The organism is Dellaglioa sp. CoH-57-MRSF-20 (assembly GCF_056781955.1).
Genome location: NZ_JBXAXV010000001.1, coordinates 359245 through 379405 on the forward strand (window position 1 = coordinate 359245; position 20161 = coordinate 379405).

22 protein-coding genes and 1 riboswitch are annotated in these 20161 nt (G+C 34.9%); of the genes, 18 read left to right on the forward strand and 4 right to left on the reverse strand.

Annotated elements, in window-relative coordinates; all coding sequences use genetic code 11:
- The first annotated feature begins 189 nt into the window (after nt 1–189).
- The 6 genes from AC1RPN_RS01655 (at nt 190) to AC1RPN_RS01680 (ending at nt 5841) form a co-directional block, all read left to right on the forward strand.
- The gene (locus AC1RPN_RS01655; RefSeq protein WP_481760870.1) at nt 190–339 is read left to right on the forward strand and encodes a hypothetical protein; all 150 of its coding nucleotides are present in this window, start codon (nt 190–192) and stop codon (nt 337–339) included.
- A gap of 36 nt (nt 340–375) precedes the next feature.
- Nucleotides 376–1671, forward strand: coding sequence for a helix-turn-helix domain-containing protein (locus tag AC1RPN_RS01660; RefSeq protein ID WP_481760869.1), 1296 nt, complete (start codon nt 376–378; stop codon nt 1669–1671).
- A 257-nt stretch (nt 1672–1928) separates the two neighbouring features.
- The gene (locus AC1RPN_RS01665) at nt 1929–2807 is read left to right on the forward strand and encodes an RluA family pseudouridine synthase (RefSeq protein WP_481762396.1); all 879 of its coding nucleotides are present in this window, start codon (nt 1929–1931) and stop codon (nt 2805–2807) included.
- 124 nt (nt 2808–2931) lie between these two features.
- Entirely contained in the window at nt 2932–4197 is a 1266-nt protein-coding gene (locus tag AC1RPN_RS01670) for a UDP-N-acetylglucosamine 1-carboxyvinyltransferase (protein WP_481760867.1), read from the forward strand.
- A gap of 8 nt (nt 4198–4205) precedes the next feature.
- The gene (gene rho, locus AC1RPN_RS01675) at nt 4206–5471 is read left to right on the forward strand and encodes a transcription termination factor Rho (protein ID WP_409021602.1); all 1266 of its coding nucleotides are present in this window, start codon (nt 4206–4208) and stop codon (nt 5469–5471) included.
- Nucleotides 5472–5577: 106 nt separating this feature from the next.
- Entirely contained in the window at nt 5578–5841 is a 264-nt protein-coding gene (locus AC1RPN_RS01680; RefSeq protein WP_409021601.1) for a type B 50S ribosomal protein L31, read from the forward strand.
- Nucleotides 5842–5926: 85 nt separating this feature from the next.
- On the opposite strand, the gene AC1RPN_RS01685 is transcribed toward AC1RPN_RS01680, so the two are convergent.
- A complete protein-coding gene (locus AC1RPN_RS01685; RefSeq protein ID WP_481760866.1) occupies nt 5927–7162 on the reverse strand; it encodes a multidrug efflux MFS transporter in 1236 nt (411 codons plus the stop codon).
- 107 nt (nt 7163–7269) lie between these two features.
- Here AC1RPN_RS01685 and AC1RPN_RS01690 point away from each other — a divergent pair, with 107 nt between their 5' ends.
- A complete protein-coding gene (locus AC1RPN_RS01690; RefSeq protein ID WP_481760865.1) occupies nt 7270–7980 on the forward strand; it encodes a class A sortase in 711 nt (236 codons plus the stop codon).
- 40 nt (nt 7981–8020) lie between these two features.
- On the opposite strand, the gene AC1RPN_RS01695 is transcribed toward AC1RPN_RS01690, so the two are convergent.
- On the reverse strand, nt 8021–8485 hold the full coding sequence (locus tag AC1RPN_RS01695) for a low molecular weight protein-tyrosine-phosphatase (RefSeq protein ID WP_481760864.1): 465 nt from the start codon (nt 8483–8485) through the stop codon (nt 8021–8023).
- A 189-nt stretch (nt 8486–8674) separates the two neighbouring features.
- Between AC1RPN_RS01695 and AC1RPN_RS01700 the strand changes: the two genes are divergently transcribed.
- From AC1RPN_RS01700 to AC1RPN_RS01750, 11 genes are all read left to right on the forward strand, one after another.
- Nucleotides 8675–9232 (forward strand): LemA family protein, encoded by a 558-nt coding sequence (locus tag AC1RPN_RS01700; protein WP_409021597.1) that lies wholly within the window; start codon nt 8675–8677, stop codon nt 9230–9232.
- Nucleotides 9233–9250: 18 nt separating this feature from the next.
- A complete protein-coding gene (gene htpX, locus AC1RPN_RS01705) occupies nt 9251–10144 on the forward strand; it encodes a zinc metalloprotease HtpX (protein ID WP_409021596.1) in 894 nt (297 codons plus the stop codon).
- 28 nt (nt 10145–10172) lie between these two features.
- Nucleotides 10173–10961, forward strand: coding sequence for a hypothetical protein (locus AC1RPN_RS01710; protein ID WP_481760863.1), 789 nt, complete (start codon nt 10173–10175; stop codon nt 10959–10961).
- A 94-nt stretch (nt 10962–11055) separates the two neighbouring features.
- Nucleotides 11056–12129, forward strand: coding sequence for a D-alanine--D-alanine ligase family protein (locus AC1RPN_RS01715; RefSeq protein ID WP_481760862.1), 1074 nt, complete (start codon nt 11056–11058; stop codon nt 12127–12129).
- 34 nt (nt 12130–12163) lie between these two features.
- Entirely contained in the window at nt 12164–13540 is a 1377-nt protein-coding gene (locus AC1RPN_RS01720; protein ID WP_481760861.1) for a UDP-N-acetylmuramoyl-tripeptide--D-alanyl-D-alanine ligase, read from the forward strand.
- A gap of 162 nt (nt 13541–13702) precedes the next feature.
- Nucleotides 13703–15313, forward strand: coding sequence for a degradosome RNA helicase CshA (cshA, locus tag AC1RPN_RS01725; protein ID WP_481760860.1), 1611 nt, complete (start codon nt 13703–13705; stop codon nt 15311–15313).
- Nucleotides 15314–15474: 161 nt separating this feature from the next.
- On the forward strand, nt 15475–15843 hold the full coding sequence (gene acpS / locus AC1RPN_RS01730) for a holo-ACP synthase (protein WP_481760859.1): 369 nt from the start codon (nt 15475–15477) through the stop codon (nt 15841–15843).
- Between the two features lie 2 nt (nt 15844–15845).
- Nucleotides 15846–16967, forward strand: a complete 1122-nt coding sequence (alr, locus tag AC1RPN_RS01735; protein ID WP_481760858.1) for an alanine racemase — start codon at nt 15846–15848, stop codon at nt 16965–16967.
- Between the two features lie 65 nt (nt 16968–17032).
- Entirely contained in the window at nt 17033–17266 is a 234-nt protein-coding gene (locus AC1RPN_RS01740) for a hypothetical protein (protein ID WP_481760857.1), read from the forward strand.
- 14 nt (nt 17267–17280) lie between these two features.
- Nucleotides 17281–17652 (forward strand): type II toxin-antitoxin system PemK/MazF family toxin, encoded by a 372-nt coding sequence (locus AC1RPN_RS01745; protein ID WP_409021588.1) that lies wholly within the window; start codon nt 17281–17283, stop codon nt 17650–17652.
- Nucleotides 17653–17669: 17 nt separating this feature from the next.
- Nucleotides 17670–17714: riboswitch (PreQ1 riboswitch) on the forward strand.
- A gap of 9 nt (nt 17715–17723) precedes the next feature.
- Nucleotides 17724–18224, forward strand: a complete 501-nt coding sequence (locus AC1RPN_RS01750) for a QueT transporter family protein (protein WP_481760856.1) — start codon at nt 17724–17726, stop codon at nt 18222–18224.
- A gap of 32 nt (nt 18225–18256) precedes the next feature.
- Here AC1RPN_RS01750 and cbpA read toward each other — a convergent pair whose 3' ends face one another.
- Complete coding sequence (cbpA, locus tag AC1RPN_RS01755; RefSeq protein WP_409021586.1) at nt 18257–18892, reverse strand: cyclic di-AMP binding protein CbpA; 636 nt, start codon at nt 18890–18892, stop codon at nt 18257–18259.
- Between the two features lie 148 nt (nt 18893–19040).
- Nucleotides 19041–20003 carry an L-lactate dehydrogenase gene (locus tag AC1RPN_RS01760; protein ID WP_409021585.1) on the reverse strand — a complete coding sequence of 321 codons (963 nt, stop codon included), beginning with the start codon at nt 20001–20003 and terminating at the stop codon, nt 19041–19043.
- Nucleotides 20004–20161: the final 158 nt, after the last annotated feature.

Below are 20161 nucleotides of genomic sequence, written 5' to 3' on the forward strand. Positions count from 1 at the left end.
ACGTAAAAAGATTAACTTATTTAAGTTAATCTTTTTTATTTAGAAATCAAATAGAAACTAACTGGTTAACGATAATTGTTAAGATAGTGTTAGAAAATTCTCTTTTTAATGTTTTGTGTTAAAATAAAATATATAATATTCTTACTAAAGTTGACATGCTGGTAATTATGAGAATTCTCGGAGGAATAAATGTACAAAAAAGATATTCTGGATCGACCAGAGTTTTTAATATGTGAAATTATTGAATTGCTATCATTAAATGAACATGGGTTATCAAGAAAAGTAATCTGTAATCGATTAAATGTTTCAAATACAGCTTTGCGAGTTGCACTAGAGTAATTGGATGGCGAATTCAATTCAGGTGATGAACCCTATATGATCATAAAAAAGAATAACATTCAATTTATAGGTAAAGGCAAAATTAATTTTTACGAAACGGTTTATCGGTATGTGAAAGAGTCTATTAATTACCAAATTTTAATGGCATTCTATTATGATGAAAATAGCAGTATTGAAAATTTGAGTCTTAGTTTAAATGTTAGTGAATCATCTATCTTCAGAAGAATTAAGCAACTTAATAATTTGTTGTCTGAATTTCAGATTAAAATTGCACATGGTGAGGTAGTTGGTTCTGAATTACAAATTAGATTTTTTTACTATTCACTATTTCTAGCGACAGATTTTAACTATAATGATACGATAGAAGCGGGCGTCATTCTTGAATACATTAAAGTATTTGAAACATATTTTAACTTCAATGTGAATGATAGTAATTTAATGAGGACTAGAATTTGGATGAAGGTCAGTGTTCATCGAATGATGCGAAAAGATCGTGATAATTGGGTGATTTCTGATGATTTAGCAGATATGATTGCAAATAATTCACTATTTAACCAAGTTGAAGAAAAGATGCAAGATATTTATATTAAGTTCTCAAATAAAATTGATGTTCATTTTGAGAGCGCCCTACTTTACGCTTGGACAACTGCTTTTGTTTCAGTTCCTTCAAGTGCTTACTTGTCCCGCGATTTTATTGCAATTAATCACACAAATAACACCAAACTTCAACAAGCTGTTAAATATTTGGAACAAGGATTTGAATCTAAATTAGATGTTAAAATTATCGGTGAAAATGTTAGTAAATCATTGTACCCAATTTGTACTGAAGCATTTTGTTTTCATGGAACGATGGATGCCGTGGGAACTTACATGATGAATAGTTATCGAAAAAAATATTCAAATCATTCAGTTCGACGTCATGTTGAGATTGCCATGGATGAATTAATCGACAGTCCATTATTAGCTAAAAAATGGTCTGATTTCTATAAGCGATACAGGCAGCCATTTATTAATAAAATGGTCGAAATTTTTAGCGCTAGATTGTTAGAAAAAGAAACCATGTTAACAGTTGGGGTTGATTTAAATGCAAACGAGCGAATTAAAGAATTATTTGTCAGAAATATGAGTCAAGATTTAAATATTAATTTACGCGTTAATGTCAGTATTTATGATTCTAGTCAACGATATGATATGGTGGTTACTAATTTCATGAATAAAAATTATAAAAACAATGCATTTGATAAGTATATTATCACTGCATTAGGACTTGATAATGATATGCCAGAGATGGGGAAACGACTGTTAAACGTGAATAGAAAACACTATCAGTAAAAATGTTTCTAGTTTTTTTTTTGATAGTACAACCCATGAATCATTCGGTATACTCTATATTATAGAGAACTAACAAGAGATATTCGTGGGGGATTTCTTTTGAAGCATTAAACAGTATCGAATTGGGCAAACATTTATTTATTACAAAATAAAAAAAGACGATTATAATTTAACGATTATAATCGCCTTTTTTTATAGGCTACCAAGTGTGATAAGATAGAGAATAAACGTTATGACGAGAAATGAAGGATAATGACATGCAATTTACGCTAACAAACAATGGTGAAGGCACAATTAGTTTAAAAAAATTTTTAATTGAGGTTGGCGTTAGTAAACGATTAATCGCCAGAATTAAACAAGGCGAGGGACAAGTTCGAGTTAACAAAAAGAATGAATATTGGGATTATCAACTGATTGATGGTGATGAAGTTATTTTGACGTTGCCAGAAGAACCAGATAACGATGCCATACATGCAAGTGATGAACCATTAAATATCGTCTTTGAAGATGAAAACTGGTTAGTAGTCGATAAGCCAGCTGGTATGGTAACCGTGCCAGGCCCATCTAATGAAGATACAACATTGGTTAACCGTGTTAAAGGCCATTTGATTGCAACTCATTCAAGTAGTTTCGTGCCACATGTTATTACGCGTTTAGACCGTTTTACAAGTGGACTTGTTTTATTAGCTAAGCATGGATTTGCACATAGTTTGATTGCTGCTCAATTAAGTAATGGTCAGTTAGAAAAATCATACTTAGCAATTGTTGCAGGTGACGTTAAAAGTGATCAAGGAGATATTAAAGAACCAATTGGTAAAAAGGAAGGCGAAATTCGTCGTTCTGTTATGGCTGAAGGAAAAGCCTCAGAAACAACTTATAAAGTTGTAACGAGATTTCCAGACTACACATTAGTTGATGTGAAGTTAGTTACGGGCCGAACACATCAAATTCGTGTACATTTTGATTTTATTCATCATGCTTTGGTTGGGGATGCGTTATATGATGGCCCGATGGACAAAGGTATTGATAGACAGGCATTACATGCTGCTAAATTAAGCTTTGAAGATCCATTTACGGGTAAAAAATTAGCTTTTGAATCAGAACTCCCAGCTGATATGGCTCAATTATTAAAATAGTATCAGGCAAGATTGTATATTTGGATAAAGTGGCGAATATCTATTGTATTTCGTGAACTTTTTCTTTATTATTAATATAGTTATAATCAATTTGTGAAAGCACTTTTAAGTGAGGAAATAATAAATGAAAAAGATGATTATTAGAGGCGGTAAAAAACTGTCTGGCGAAGTAATAATCGGTGGTGCTAAGAATAGTACTGTTGCATTGATTCCTGCAGCTATTCTTGCGGATACACCTGTGCATTTTGACAGTGTCCCCGATATTTTAGATGTACATAATTTAATGAAAATTTTAGATCAAATGAATGTTAAGTCTGAATTTAACGCTGGTAACTTAATGGTAGATCCTACGATGATTAAGGATGAACCTTTACCTGGTGGTGCCATTAAAAGTTTAAGAGCTTCTTATTACTTTATGGGTGCCTTATTAGGTCGGTTCGGTCGTGCAGTTGTTGGATTTCCTGGTGGTGATAATATTGGACCACGTCCGATTGATCAACACATCAAGGGATTTAAAGCTCTTGGCGCTGAAGTTATCGAAGAAGAAGACGCAGTGATTATTACGAGTGGCCCTGAAGGATTAAAGGGAGCCCGTATTTTTATGGACCTTGTTTCAGTGGGTGCAACAATTAACATTTTATTGGCTGCTGTCCGTGCAAAAGGAACCACAATCATTGAAAATGCTGCAAAAGAACCTGAAACCATTGATATTGCAACATTCTTGAATAATATGGGTGCTCATATTCGTGGTGCGGGGACTGGTGAAATCAGAATTCAAGGTGTTGATAGCTTAAAAGCTGTTAATACGCATACGATTATTCCAGATCGTATTGAAGCTGGTACTTATATCTCACTTGCTGCTGCAATGGGTGAGGGCGTTTTAATTAAGAATGTTATTACTGAACATTTAGATTCATTTTTAGCTAAACTTAGTGAAATGGGCGTTACTTTCCAAGTGAATGAAGATAGTATTTTTGTTCCTGGTGGCGATAAAATTATCCCAATTGAAGTGACAACTTCACCATATCCTGGGTTTGCAACTGACTTGCAACAACCAATTACTGCCGTTATGCTCAAGGCTACAGGTGAGAGTCGTATTATTGATACACTTTATCCTGAACGGATTAAGCACATTCCAGAAATGCAACGAATGGGTGTTAAGATTGAATCAAAAGATGGCATTATTCGAATCAATCAATCAACTGAATTAACAGGCCAAACTGTTTATGCAGATGAAATTCGTGCAGGTGCTGCATTACTTGAAGTTGCTTTAATGACTAATGGTACGACTGTCATTGAGAAAGCCGATAATATTTTACGTGGTTATGATTGCGTTGTACAAAAAATGACAAATTTATCTGCTGATGTAGAAATTATTGATGAAGATTAGGTGATTAAATGAGCGACTTCTTAACGATGGGTGAATTAAAAGACAAGACGCTTAAAGAAATTTATGGCTATGCCCAAGAATATAAAATACAATATTATAGCCAAATGAATAAAAAAGAATTGTCTTTGGCAATTCTAAGGGCTCAAGCAAAACAACAAGGATTCATTTTGATGGAAGGTGTCTTAGACATTGTTCCCAATCAGGATGGATTCGGTTTTTTGCGTCCAATTAACTACGGCCCATCACAAGAGGACATTTATATTTCTGCCTCACAAATTAAGCGATTTAATTTAAGAAATGGGGATTTAGTCGGAGGTAAAGCACGACCACCAAAGCCTAATGAACGTTATTATGGGTTAATGCACGTTGATACAGTTAATGGTAAAAATCCAGAAGAAGCAAAGGAACGTCCACATTTTCCTGCACTGACGCCCTTATATCCTAATCGACAATTAACTTTAGAAACAACTAGTCAAAATCTTTCAACGAGATTAACTGATTTATTTGCTCCTATTGGATTTGGTCAACGTGGTTTAATCGTGGCACCACCTAAAGCTGGGAAAACAACTTTACTTAAAGAGATTGCTCAAGGAATCGCAGAAAATCATCCCGATGTAAAATTAATCGTACTATTAATTGATGAACGACCTGAAGAAGTGACTGATTTAGAACGATCAATTAAAGGTGATGTTGTATCGTCAACATTCGATCAACAACCAGAGAACCATGCGCGTGTTTCTGAACTTGTTTTAGAACGTGCAATGCGATTAGTTGAAGATAAGCAAGATGTTGTTATTTTAATGGATTCAGTTACTCGCTTGGCTAGAGCGTATAATTTAACGATTCCGCCAAGCGGACGGACGTTATCAGGTGGGATTGATCCAGCAGCATTTTATCGACCTAAAAAATTCTTTGGTGCTGCACGTAATATTGAAGAAGGTGGAAGCCTGACAATATTAGGAACTGCTTTGGTTGATACGGGTAGCCGAATGGATGATGTGATTTATGAAGAGTTCAAAGGAACCGGTAATATGGAATTACAACTCTCAAGAGAGCTTGCTGAACGCCGTATCTTCCCTGCTGTCGATTTAAAAAAATCAAGTACACGTAAAGAAGAATTATTATTATCTAAGCAAACAATTGAAGAACTATGGCAGATTCGAAAGATGATGACAGGCGATTCACTAGGTGCTACGGAACGTGTTATCCAAAAAATGAAGAAAACAAAAAATAATGCTGAATTTTTAAAAGAGTTAACAAAAACAAGTAAATAAAATTTAATTGTAAAACGAGTTAATTCGTGATAAGATTGTGCATGTTGTAATATAAAGAATAACTCTAATTCAGCAGATGGATTAGGGCAAAGGAGAATACTTACTTATGAAAAAAGAAATCCATCCAGATTACCATGAAGTTGTATTTATGGATACTACTTCAGGTTACAAATTTATCTCAGGTTCAACAAAACATTCAGAAGAAACAATTGAAATGGAAGATGGCAAATCATACCCATTGATTCGTGTCGAAATTTCATCGGATTCACATCCATTCTATACTGGACGTCAAAAATTCACTCAAGCCGATGGCCGTGTGGATCGTTTCAACAAGAAATATGGTCTTACAGACGCAAACGCTGCAAAATAAGAACTATTTCGAAAAGGAAGAAGCCAATAAGCTTCTTCCTTTTTTTATACAAAAAAATAGTAACGTTCAACTAGATTGAACGTTACTATTCAGCTTTTCGTGAATACATCCCTTTTGTGACGTAGAGAACCCAGATGAGATTAATACCAACTAAAATAGCGGTAGAAATAAAGACACCTTTGTAATCGAATACGCCAGAAACGGTAGAGCCAATCATAGGACCAACGACTGATCCCATGGCTTGGAATGATTGATTGTAACTGAACACTCGACCTGTGAATTCTGCCGGTGTATTTTTTGTTAGAATTGTTTGAACTGCAGGTAACATTGCGGCATCCGTAATCCCAATTAAGAAACGTAAGCCGCCAAGTTGCCAAACATTAGTCACTAATGCCATTGGAATAAAAATGAAAATTGCGACAGTAAGTGCAATTTTTAAAATACGTTCTGTTCCAATTTTATCGCCTAGTACTCCTAAGCGAGGCGCAGCAATTAGCGTTGCTATTCCTGGAATAGAAGCCACACACCCACTGATAAAGGTAACATTTCCAACGTTATGTAAGAGTTCTCGAACGTATAAGCTTAGAATAGGACTAATGGAATAATTTGATGCTTGAATGATTAAGGTAGTGACAAACATCCCGATAATTAATTTAGGATGATGTAATTTCTTGAAGATTTCTTTTGACGTTTGCATTTCACCTTTTTCAACAGGCGTAAAATGTTCATGTACAAAGAAATAACTAAGTAAGAAAACAATTAGCAAAATCGCAGCAGTAATGAAGAAGGTAATACGATAGCCGAAGACCCCAGCTATTGCGCCACCGATTAGTGGTCCAAATAAAGTACCAGTAACACTACCGGTAACTAAAATACCGAGTGCTTTACCACTTTGCCGCTTGGGTGTCTCTGTTGCAATCAGTGCCTGTGAGTTACTAATATAACCAGAAAAGACACCTTGTAATAAACGTAACGCAATTAATTGGTAAACGTTACTGACAAGCCCCATCAGGCCTAAAACAATGGCCATTCCGAATGAAGCTCTTAAAATCATTAATTTACGACCTTTTCGATCAGCTAAACGACCCCATAGTGGGGAAACAATGGCGGTAATTAAAAATGTAGATGAATAGGTAATGCCGCTATAAAAATTTAATTCGGTTTTGGTGAAGTCACCTAACGTATCAATATAAAGTGACATAAATGGCATAATTAAACTAAATGCCACGCCAGCCATGAACGTACCAAACCATAAAACAAATAAATTTTGTTCCCAAGGTTGTCTAGAACGAAAAAATGTTGATTTTAGTGAAGTCAACAAATTAAACAGTCCCCCTAAAGATATTTTTTGATAATTATAATCATAACACTAAACAAGGATAAAAGTTATATGGTAAAATAGTTGTTAAGCGAAAGTGGGGGTTATTAATGGAAAAAAATAAAGCAGCTAAAAAAAGTCGTTGGAAAAAATGGCTAACAACTATATTATTAATACTATTGTTATTGGTGGGGCTTTCGCTAGTATTCAATGAACAAATTAAAAACTTTATTGTTGGACTAACAGACCCAACCATTAATTCAGAATTAGTCGATAAAAATAAAAATAAAAAAGCATCCTTTGATTTTAGTGAAGTTAAGAGTTTGAATACGGCAGATGTCGTGAAAGCAAAAGCAAATGAAAAAAATTTGGTTTTACTTGGAGAAATTAGTATTCCGGATGTCTCAATGAACTTGCCGATTGCTAAAGGCGTTAGCACTGATACCTTGGCACTTGCTGCTGGAACTTTAAAGGAAAACCAAAAAATGGGCGAGGGTAATTATGCACTTGCTGGACATCATATGATTCGAAAGGATTTATTGTTTAGTCCATTAGTTAGCATGAAAATTGGCCAAAAAATCTATTTAACAGATGCTAAAAAGATTTATGAGTATGAAACATCTAAAATGAAATATATCAAAGCAACAGACGTTCAAGTTATTGATGATGTACCCGGAGAAAAATTAGTCACATTAATTACTTGTGATGATACGGGTGCCGGACGTTTGATGGTCCAAGGTGAGTATGTTAAAGATTGGACATACAATGCTGCACCAAAAACAGTTCAAAAGTATTTTAAAATGATTCATAATAATAAATAATAAAAATGACCACAAATTTTAAAATTTGTGGTCATTTTTATTATTTAATTTGTGCTTTAATATAATCAATCCAGTAAGGCATTCCAAGACTAATTAAGTTATAAGTTTCGTCAAAGTCACCAGTAATCCATGGATCAGGAACAGATTCTTTTTCTTTACCGGGAACAATTGAAAGGAAGTTAACGATTTTTTCTTTTTTAGATGCAGGTGCAGCTTTTTCAAGACGCTCAACATTGATATCATCCATTGCAATAATTAAATCACTATTAATGAAATCTAAGTAACTAACCGGACGTGAGATTAAGCCATCTGTTGGAATCTGATGTTCAACAAGTTTAGTAATAGTCCCTTCATGGGCGCCATTTCCTTCTTGTGAAGAACTTGTGCCAGCAGAATCAACAGTTACTTGGTCAGAAAGGTTTAACTTAGCTAAATCGTCTCGTAACATTGCTTCAGCCATTGGTGATCGGCAAATATTTCCCATACATACAAATAATACATTCATGTTAATAATCCCCTTTACAAATTTCTTAATAATGCTATTATGCCATAATAATCACATTATTAAAACTAGTTAGATAAATTGGTGTAACCGTTAGCTTAATTGCTTTCTAAAAGGGTCTAACTTTGGTATGATAATTAAGAATAGAAACTAAAATAAGACACTTTATATTTAAAGAGGAGACTGAAAATTATGGCAATGATTATTATCGGAGTTATCGTAGTACTTTTAGTTATTATGTACATTAGCGGCTACAATGGTTTAGTAAAAGCAAAAATCCGGACTGAGGAATCATGGAGTCAAATTGACGTCCAATTAAAACGTCGTAATGATTTAATTCCTAACTTAGTTTCAACTGTTAAGGGATATGCAACTCACGAAAAAGAAACATTTGCTAAAGTAGTTGAATTACGTAATCAATTAACACAAGTACCAACGGATGCACATGAAACAACAATGGAAGTTTCTAATCAATTGAGTCAATCATTGAAAAGTATTTTTGCGTTATCTGAAAGTTACCCAGATTTAAAAGCTAACACAGAATTCACTAAGTTAATGGAAGAACTATCAAATACAGAAAATAAAATTTCTTATTCACGTCAACTATTTAACTCAACTGCTGCAAGTTTAAATGCAAAAATTCAATCATTTCCAAGTAACATTGTTGCCGGAATTCATCATTTTACAAAAGTAGAATATCTTGAAGTCCCTGAAGCTGAAAAAGCTGTACCCAACGTTTCATTTGATTAAACAGTTAGGAGATAACTAATGCTATATGATCAAATCGCGCGAAATAAGCGCAAAACAGTTTATGTTTTAATTGGTTTTGTTTTATTGATGGTTGCGATTGGTAGTGCCGTTGGCTATGTTTTTTTCAATAGTGCTGTTTCTGGACTACTTATGGCTGTTGTCATTGCAGTTGTTTATATGGGATTGATGATTTCACAATCAACTAGCGTTGTCATGAGTATGAATCATGCAACTGAAATAAAATCAGTCGATGATGCACCTGAATTATGGCATGTTGTTGAAGATATGGCGATTGTGGGCCAAGTTCCAATGCCAAAAGTGTTTATTATTGAAGATGATAGTCCTAATGCGTTTGCAACGGGAAATAATCCAGAACACGCGGCAGTTGCTGCAACAAGTGGCTTAATCAATCGATTAAATCGTGAAGAATTAGAAGGCGTTATGGCGCATGAAATTTCGCATGTACGCAACTACGATATTCGATTATCAACAATTGCATTAGCATTATCGGCAGCAATTTCATTATTAGTAAATATTGGAATGAACTCATTTTGGTGGGGCGGAGGTCGCCGTCGAAGTGATGATCGAGAAGGTGGCGGATCATTAGAAATTATTTTGATGATTTTATCATTATTATTGGTTATTTTAGGACCAATTGCAGCAACAATTGCTCAGCTTGCACTTTCTCGAAACAGAGAATATTTGGCTGATGCTTCTGCTGTTGAATTAACGCGTAATCCGCAAGGACTAATCCATGCGTTGGAAAAAATTTCTGATAGTAAACCAATGGAACGTGCCGATCCAAGTAGTGCGGCACTTTATATTTCAAATCCATTGAAGAAAAAAACAACTGGATTATTTCAAACACATCCACCGATGGAAGATAGAATTGAAAGATTAGAAGCAATGTAAACTATTTTATAAAATGGGGATGATAGTGGTGAGAGACAATTTAGTCTACGTTCATGTTGAAACGGTTTCTCATTTGATTTTATCATATGGGATTTCCAAAGAAGATTTCATAACAAGCATTCCCAGATTACCAACTAATATTTTATCGTTAAACCCAGTGGATTATGAAAATGAAATTGACATCGCAACAGGATTTAACACGGTAACCGGGGAAGAAGATACTGCACGTTATTTGAATAAAAAGACTGTTGGGTTAAAGCAAAGTTGGATTGATTTCGATAGTCAAGATGATTTAGAATTAATAACACCAAGAGAAGTAGCAGAATTCTTATATTTGGGACATGCATTTTCTCATATTCAATCACCTTTTTACTATAAATTGCAGAATGACTACGTTTTTTTAACGTTACCAAATGATGCATTAAAAATCTACTATCGTTATTTAACGCAATTTTATAATGTTTTTTCTAAATCAATTATTAGACATGCGAATCAATCGTATCGTGAAAAAAATGGTCTGTTTAGACGACGTCCTATGACGTTGAAAAAGATACCTAAAAAAATTGTTGAAGAATTAATGCCATTATTTGTTGAAGGTGTAATATTAGATTTTTCAAGGATCACAATTAATAATACGAAGTTAATATTACCTGTCTATATTATGATAGATAACGTTTCTCAGATGAAGTGGCATGAGCCAACATTGGAGACAGAAAGTGCCAAGTTAGTTGCTAATTTGGAGTATCGATTTGTAGATCAAGAATGGTTTATCGAAGTTTCTAACAAATCTGCTTTTGAAGACAGTATTATATTCTAAAAAGATAACGTATTATTATGTTATCTTTTTTTATTTTTGTTGAATTTAAAAAGAATGGTACAATAGGACGTGCAAAAAATGGAGGGCAATACGAATGCGAGTTTATTTACTCTATGGTGGTAAAAGTGCAGAACATGAGATCTCACTTTCAACTGCTTTTCAAATAACACAAGCGATATATTACCAATACTATTCGGTAATTCCAGTTTATATTACGAAAACGGGGAATTGGCTGCAAGGTCAGACGCTTAACGAACCAGTTAAATTTGTTGATAATTTAAGACTTAGAGAAACAGATGAAAAAGGACAAGCAACGAATAATCATGAAAATTCAACTGGAATAAAATTTTTGCCAAATGGATTTGACCCTGAAGATAGTGTGGTTTTTCCTGTCTTACATGGCCCAAATGGTGAAGATGGAACTGTCCAAGGACTACTTGAAACGTTGAATATCCCCTATGTTGGTAACAGTGTACTAGCATCGGCTGTCGGTAATGATAAAATAATGAGTAAATTACTCTTTAAACAAGCCGGAATTCCGGTTGTACCATTCCAAGCGATTGACTCACAGTCTTGGGAAAATAACACTGCAAGTGTGATTGCCAGATGTGAGGGCGAATTACTTTATCCAATGTATGTGAAACCATCTAATTTGGGTTCAGGAATCGGTGTTACACAGGTGAATAATAGTGTTGAATTACAATATGCAATTGATAATGCTTTTGAACTTGGTCCTCGAGTGATTGTAGAACGAGGCATTGTAGCACGTGAAATTGAAATTGGATTATTAGGTAACGAAGAAATCGCAACAAGTGTACCAGGAGAAATTTTGTCGTTTGATGACGTCTATGATCGTAAACTTGCAATGAAGGAAGATCACGAAGCCAGAATTCCAGTTGAACTCGATGAGGAATTATTGGATAAGATAGTTGGTTTTTCTAAAACAGCTTTTGCGGTTATTGATGGATCAGGGCTTGCTAGGTGTGATTTTTTAATTAGCGCTAACCAAGATATTTATTTAAATGAGATTACAACAATGCCAGGATTTTATAAAAATGCAATGTATCCAAGATTGTGGGAAGCCGTTGGGCTGAGTTACAGTGATTTAATTGAAGAATTATTACAATTAGCATTGAAAAAAAATCAGGCAAATAATAGTAAACAATAGATTTAATGGTCATATGAATGCGAGGGTTTATATAATGAAAATGCAATTAACTGAAATTGCGAGCGCAGTTAGCGCCAAGAACGAAATTACTGATGAACCAATTAATATATCGAGTGTTTCATTTGATAGTCGACAACTAACGGAAGGCAGTTTATTTGTACCTATTGTGGCAGAAAATGACGGTCATGATTATATCCAAAGTGCGATTGATAATGGTGCAACAGCGACTTTATGGGCAGTTGACCATCAAGATACAATGCCAACGAAAATCCCAGCTATCTTAGTAGATGACACATTAATGGCTTACCAAGATTTAGCAAAACATTACTTGGATAAAATTAATCCTAAAGTTGTCGCAGTTACTGGTAGTAACGGTAAAACGACAACTAAAGATATGATTACAGAAATTTTAAGTCAGCAATATAATGTTTGTAAAACGGAAGCGAATTTCAATAATCATTTAGGCGTACCGATGACTTTATTAAGTATAGAACCTAATACGGAAGTTGTTGTTGTCGAAATGGGGATGGATCATCCTGGTGAGTTAGACTTTTTAAGTCGAATTGCACAACCTGATGTCGCTGTTATTACGATGATTGGCGAAGCACATATCGAATTTTTTGGTACGCGAGATAAAATTGCGGATGCAAAAATGGAAATTGTGAATGGGCTGAAAGAAGACGGCTTGTTGGTTTATAATGCAGATGAACCGTTATTAAGAGAACGTGTTTCCAATATTGAACAGCAATCATTTGGCTTCGGTCATGGTGAAAGTGCTGACTTGAGTGTTTCAAATGTTGTCGGCAATCAAACAATGACTAGCTTTAAAGTGAGAGAAATGGCTGATTTTAATTTTACAATTCCAATGATTGGCACATATAACGTAGATAATGCGATGGCTGCTATCTCAGTTGGTCGTCATTATCGTGTGTCACCTAAAAATATTGTAAAGGCGCTTAGTGATTTTGATTTAACGAAGAATCGGACAGAGTGGCTTAGAGGTCATTTGGGCGAGTCAATTTTAAGTGATGTCTATAATTCAAATCCGACAGCTGCAAAAGCTGTTATCAAAGCATTCTCAAACAGCGATGTTGAAGGTAATCGAATGGTTGTTTTGGGTGATATGCTTGAATTAGGTGAGCAATCTAGCGATATGCATCTCAGCTTGGCTGATAGTTTTGATAATGAAAAAATTCAAAGCGTTTATCTTTACGGAGAACAAATAAAATCTTTAGCAACAGCATTAAAATCAAAGTATGATGATCAACATCTTCATTATTATGATTTAGATGAAAAAGAAGCTATGGTTGAAGATTTATTAAAAATACGTACTGAAAAAGATTCTATTTTGATTAAAGGAAGCCATGGCGTTCATTTAGAAACCGTTTTATCGGCTTTACAAAGTAATTAGAGAGTTGCTTAATATTATTTAAGGTGCTATTATAGTTTAAATAGTGACTCATGAAGGGTCAGACTTAAATTAATTTAACTTTACAAGACAGTAATTGACGACGAACTCTTAACTGTGTTGTGAAGCATGTTAGTTTGCAAACACATTAGGAGGAATTTATACTTGAAATTTACAGAATTAGGACTATCCGATGAACTACTAAAGGCCGTTCAACGCAGCGGTTTTGAAGAAGCAACACCTATCCAATCTGAAACAATTCCAATGGCTTTAGAAGGAAAAGATGTTATTGGACAAGCACAAACAGGTACTGGTAAAACTGCTGCATTTGGTTTACCAATCTTAGATACAATTGATACAACAAAAGATGAAGTTCAAGCACTTATCATCTCACCAACACGTGAACTTGCTATTCAAACGCAAGAAGAACTTTACCGTTTAGGTAAAGAAAAACATGCTAAAGTTCAAGTTGTTTATGGTGGGTCTGATATTCGTCGTCAAATCAAGAGTCTTAATCGCGCACCTCAAATTTTAGTTGGAACACCAGGACGTTTATTAGATCATATTCGTCGTCGCACCGTTAAATTAGGTAATGTTAAAACTTTGGTTTTAGATGAAGCTGATGAAATGTTAGATATGGGATTCGTTGAAGATATCGAAAGCATCTTAACAACTGTTCCTGACGAACGTCAAACATTGTTATTCTCTGCAACAATGCCAACTGCTATTCGCCGTATTGGTGAAAGATTTATGACAGATCCAACTTTGGTAACTGTTAAGGCAAAAGAATTAACAACTGACTTAGTTGATCAATTCTACGTAATCTCAAAAGATTTCGAAAAATTTGATATCATGACACGTATGTATGATGCTCAAAACCCAACACAAACAATCGTGTTTGGTCGTACAAAACGTCGTGTTGACGAATTAGCTAAAGGATTTGAAATGCGCGGATACAACGCTAAAGGAATCCATGGTGATTTATCACAACAACGTCGTATGAGTATTTTACGTGAATTTAAATCAGGTAAACTTGATATTTTAGTTGCAACTGATGTTGCTGCTCGTGGTTTAGATATTTCTGGGGTTACCCATGTCTTTAACTATGATATTCCTCAAGATCCTGAAAGTTATGTCCATCGTATTGGCCGTACAGGCCGTGCCGGACATAAAGGAACTTCATTGACATTTGTTTCACCAAATGAAATGGATTACTTACGTCAAATCGAAAAATTAACTAAGAAACGTATGGTGGCTTTAACACCACCTACAGATGATGAAGCATTTGCTGGTCAAATTGAAACAGCAATCGCTGACGTTACTGCCTTAGTTAACAAAACTGATACTAAAAAATATGCAAAACAAGCTACTGAATTAATGGCTAAGTTTGAAGTTGCTGATTTAGTTGCAGCATTACTTAGTGATGTTATTAAAAATGATTCATCACAAGTACCTGTTAAGATTACACCAGAACGCCCATTACCTAGACGTAAGGGGGGTGGCGGTGGTGGCGGAAACAACCGTCGTAGCGGCAATGGCGGTGGAAATCGTCGTGGTGGCAACGGTGGTGGTTACCAAGGCAACCGTAATGGTGGCGGAAACCGTAGTAACGGTGGAAGTTCAGATCGTCGTAACGGAAGTAGCGATCGCCGTAGCAATGGTAATGGTGGCGGAGGTTACAAAGGTAACCGCTCAAGCGATAATCGTTCAAATGACAACCGTTCAAACGGAAGTAGCGCACCAAAACGTAACTTCACAATCAGAACAAAAGATTAATTTGAATATTGAAAAGAGACCTATTAATTTAGGTCTCTTTTTTTGTTTAAAATTGCTATTCTTACAATATTGATAGGTAAAATATAAACGATTTTAGTGCAGAAAATGAATAAATTTGATAAACTTAACAAGGATATCAATGAAAAGAAATAGGTGATAATATGATTTATGGAATTGGTGTTGATATTGCCGATATTGATCGAGTAGTAAAGTTGGCAAAACAACATGAAGAATTTATAACAAAGATTCTCACAACAAATGAAATTAAACAATTTGATGAATTAAAAGGTAGTCATAAAGACGAATTTATTGCTGGAAGATTTTCCGCCAAAGAGGCATACAGTAAGGCTTTTGGAACGGGAATAGGGGATAAAGTTGGCTTTTTAGATGTTGAAATATTAAATAATGAAATTGGTAAACCGATAATTACGCAGCACCCTTTTGAGGGTAATGGCTTTATTTCAATTTCTCATACGAACAATTTAGTTATGACTGAAGTTATTTTAGAAAATCAAGAAAAGGGGATGTAAAAATGGTTGTAGGTTATCATCGTCCAACCCAAATCGTGGTAGATAGGGCAGCTATTAAGGCAAATATCACAGCTGAAAAAAAGACATTAACAGATGAGACGGTTATTTTTGCTGTTGTTAAAGCTGATGCGTATGGTCATGGATTGATTGAAGTAGCTAAAGTTGCAAAAGATGCTGGTGTAAAAGGTTTTTGTGTGGCAATAATTGATGAGGCATTAGCGTTACGAGAAGCCGGGTTTGTTGAAACTATCTTGATTCTGGGATTAACGAAAGTTGAATATGCACCGTTACTGGCAAAAAGCAAAATATCTGTAACTGTTTCAGAACTTGGCTGGTTACAAGAAGCTAATAAGTTACTGAGTGAAGAAAAATTAGCGCCTTTGGCCGTTCATTTAGCATTGGATACAGGAATGGGTCGTATTGGTTTTAGAGAAGCAGAACCGTTTTTAGAGGCAATTAATTTCCTTGGAAGTCATCAAAATACATTAAACTTTGAAGGGGTTTTTACTCACTTTGCGACAGCAGACTCTCCTAATGATTCGTATTTTAAAAAACAAATGTCAAAATTTAATGAATTGATGTCAGTAGTTTCTGATAGACCTCGTTATGTACACGTTTCTAATTCTGCAACGAGCTTATGGCACTCTGCTTGCAACGGTAATATGATTCGGATGGGCATTTCAATGTATGGTTTAAATCCATCTGGTGGTGAATTAGAACTACCTTATGCGTTAAAACCAGCATTTGGATTAACATCTGAATTAAGTTATGTGAAAGAAATCCATGCAGGTGATTCAGTTGGTTACGGTATTACATATCAAGCTCAAGAAAATGAATGGGTTGGTACAGTACCAATTGGGTATGCAGATGGTATGCCCCGAAAGATGCAAGGCTTTAAACTATTAGTCGACGGTCAATTTTGCGAAATAATTGGTCGAGTTTGCATGGATCAATTAATGATTAGATTGCCACATGAAATGCCAAATGATACAAAAGTAACTCTAATAGGCCAAGATGGCGATGAAATGATTACAGCACAGGATGTTGCAACGTACGCTGAAACAATTCATTATGAAATAATCTGTGCACTTTCAGGACGAGTACCACATGTCTACCTAAATTAGTATTTATTTGCTTAGTTTGCTATGGTAAACTATCTGTAGAGTGTAATTCTATGGGGGAAGTGCAGATGGATAAAAATGAGAAAGTAGCAATGAGTCATATAGCCGATTACTGTGCATATTATTCGATTACCAATGAAGCGTTGAAGGATAGCGAAATATTTAACTCTATTTTAAGTCATAAAAAAATGATGGATGAGTTAATTGATGGCTACTCAGAAATGGGACAATTGAATAGTGAAATCTGTAATGATTTTAAAGGATCTGAAGATGAAGTGTTATTGCACCTTCAAATTATGTAGAGAGTTGGGATAAGATGGTTGAAAGTATCATACGTGGTGATATATTCTATGCAGATTTATCGCCCGTTATTGGTTCTGAACAAGGCGGTATGAGACCTGTTCTCATTATCCAAAACAATATTGGGAATCGTTATAGTCCGACAGTCATCGTTGCCGCCATTACGGCGCGCATCCAGAAGCCTAAAATGCCAACACATGTTGGACTTTTAGCAAGTAGAGATGGTATTGAAAAAGATTCAGTTATACTAATGGAGCAAATTCGCACAATTGATAAGCAACGTCTAAAAGATCGTATCACGCATGTATCGAAAAAAAGTATGCTTGAGGTTGATGATGCGCTTAGAATGAGTGTTGGACTTGTTTCAGCAATACATAAAGAAAAATAAACAGTAAAAAGACATAAAAAAACGTGGTTCGTAACCATCCCACGCTAAAAAACTAAGGGAGTCTATTAATAATGACAAAAAATAATCGTGTAAACCAGGTAATCATTAATGGTTTAATCGCTGCACTTTATATCGTATTGGCAGTTGTTCCAGGAATGGTGAACATGGCTAGTGGTGCTATTCAATTTCGACTATCAGAAGGATTGAATCACTTAGTACTTTTCAATAAGAAATATATCTGGGGTGTTTCATTAGGGGTTATCTTATTTAATCTCTTTTACAGCAGTCCGTTAGATGTTCTTTTTGGGGGCGTACAAACAATCATGGGTCTTTTAATTGTGATTTTTGTTAGTCCTAAGTTTAAGAAAATGTGGCAAAAAATGCTTTTAAATATTATGGTTTTCTCATTTACCATGTTTTTAATCGCTATTATGTTGAACATTACAGCGAGCTTACCGTTCTGGCCTACTTACGGTACAACAGCATTATCTGAATTTGTAATAATGACAATTACAGCACCAATAATGCTCGTTTTAGATCGTGCTATTCACTTTGATAAAAGAATGCATTAAAAAAACAGACCCGAAAGGGTCTGTTTTTTTGTCTAACTACGTAAATCTTCAATTTCAGAAACAATAAATTCTTTACGTCCTAAGTTATCAACAATTTTATCAACTTTTTCTTGGTTTACACCAGCTGGTAATGTGAATAATGTTCGGCGTAATAATTCGCCTTCTTTAACATCTAAAGTCATACAACTAGCAATTGATGAATATTTTGTAATGATTTTAGCCATATCAACTAAATCACCACGTTCGCCAGCTGAAATAACAGTTAAGACATAACTACCAACATCAAAATTCCATGATTGAGACAACATATCTAGAAGACGTGTATGTGTTAAAATACCCTCAAAATAGTTGTTTTCATTTAAAACAGCAATATAAGGTAAGTCTTTAATTGAAAAGAAAACGTTGAAGAAAGCTGAATCAGATGAAATAAACTTAGTCGCATTTTTAAGAAGATAAGTAACAGGAAGTGACATATCGCCACCCTGTGATTTATGACGATAAATATGCATTTTATAAATATTACCACGGAAAATTTGACCCGTTTCATCTAAGATTGGCACACAACGGAATCCAGAATTTTCTAGGACCGTAAGTGCTTCTTCAAGTGTGACACTTTCACGGACGGTTGTTAGTTCTTTTAATGGTTTAACTAAAGTATTTAATAACATATAGGCGCCTCCAAATATTAAATTTTTCTCATTTACATTTTTATAATACCATAAAAAAAGCTTTTTAACAGTAATTTGACTATTAAAATTGTATTAAAAAAGGAACGGAAGAATGTCTTCCGTTCCTTTTTTGGAAAATAATTAAAAATTATTCACCTAATGCTTTAAGACCATCATTTAATACTTGTTTCAAAGTAGCAGCTGAATCAGTCATACGTTTAGATTCAACATCACTTAAAGGTACTTCGATGATTTGTGCAAGACCTTGGCCATTAACAACACCTGGTGTACCGATATAAATATCGTTCAAACCATATTGTCCGTCCATGTATGCACTAACAGGTAATACGGCATTTTCGTCACGCAAAATTGCTTTTGAAAGACGAGCTAATGCTGTACCAATACCGTAGAATGTTGCGCCTTTTTTGTTGATAATTTCGTAAGCTTTGTTACGAACGTCATCTTCAATTTTAGCAAGTTGGTCATCAGAAATGTTGTTAGCTTTTGCCCAATCTAAGAATGGAAGACCACCAACAGTTGCAGCTGAGTAAGCAGCAAATTCTGTATCGCCATGTTCGCCCATCATGTAAGCATGGATTGAACGAGGATCTGTAATGTCAGTTAATTTGCTTAAAGCAACACGTAAACGTGAAGTATCAAGTGAAGTACCTGAACCAATAACACGATCTTTAGGGAAACCAGAGAATTTCATTGTTGCGTAAGTTAAAATATCAACTGGGTTAGCAGCAACTAAGAAAATACCTTTAAATCCAGATTCAACGATTGGAGATACGATACTTTTCAAGATGTTTAAGTTTTTGTTTACAAGGTCAAGGCGTGTTTCACCTGGTTTTTGTGGAGCACCAGCAGTGATAACGACAAGATCTGCATCTTCACAGTCAGAGTATTCTGCTGAGTAGATACGTTTAGGAAATGCGAATGGTGTTGCATCTTCTAAATCTAAAGCATCTCCGACAGTGCGATCTTTCGCAACATCGATGATACCGAATTCTTCGCCGACACCTTGGAGTGTCATTGCGAATGCGTAACTAGAACCTACGGCGCCATCGCCGACTAAGATAACTTTTTGATGATTTTCTGTTTTTGTCAAAATAATTCATCCTTTCAGAGCTATAATTATTACTGAATAATTATAACATGTTTGTTTGTGAAAAAACATACTAGATGAGAGAGTTCTTTCACAAAATTTTCATAAATCGAGTATGGTATAATAGTTGAAAGAAAAGAATAGGGTCGAAATGCTGGGTA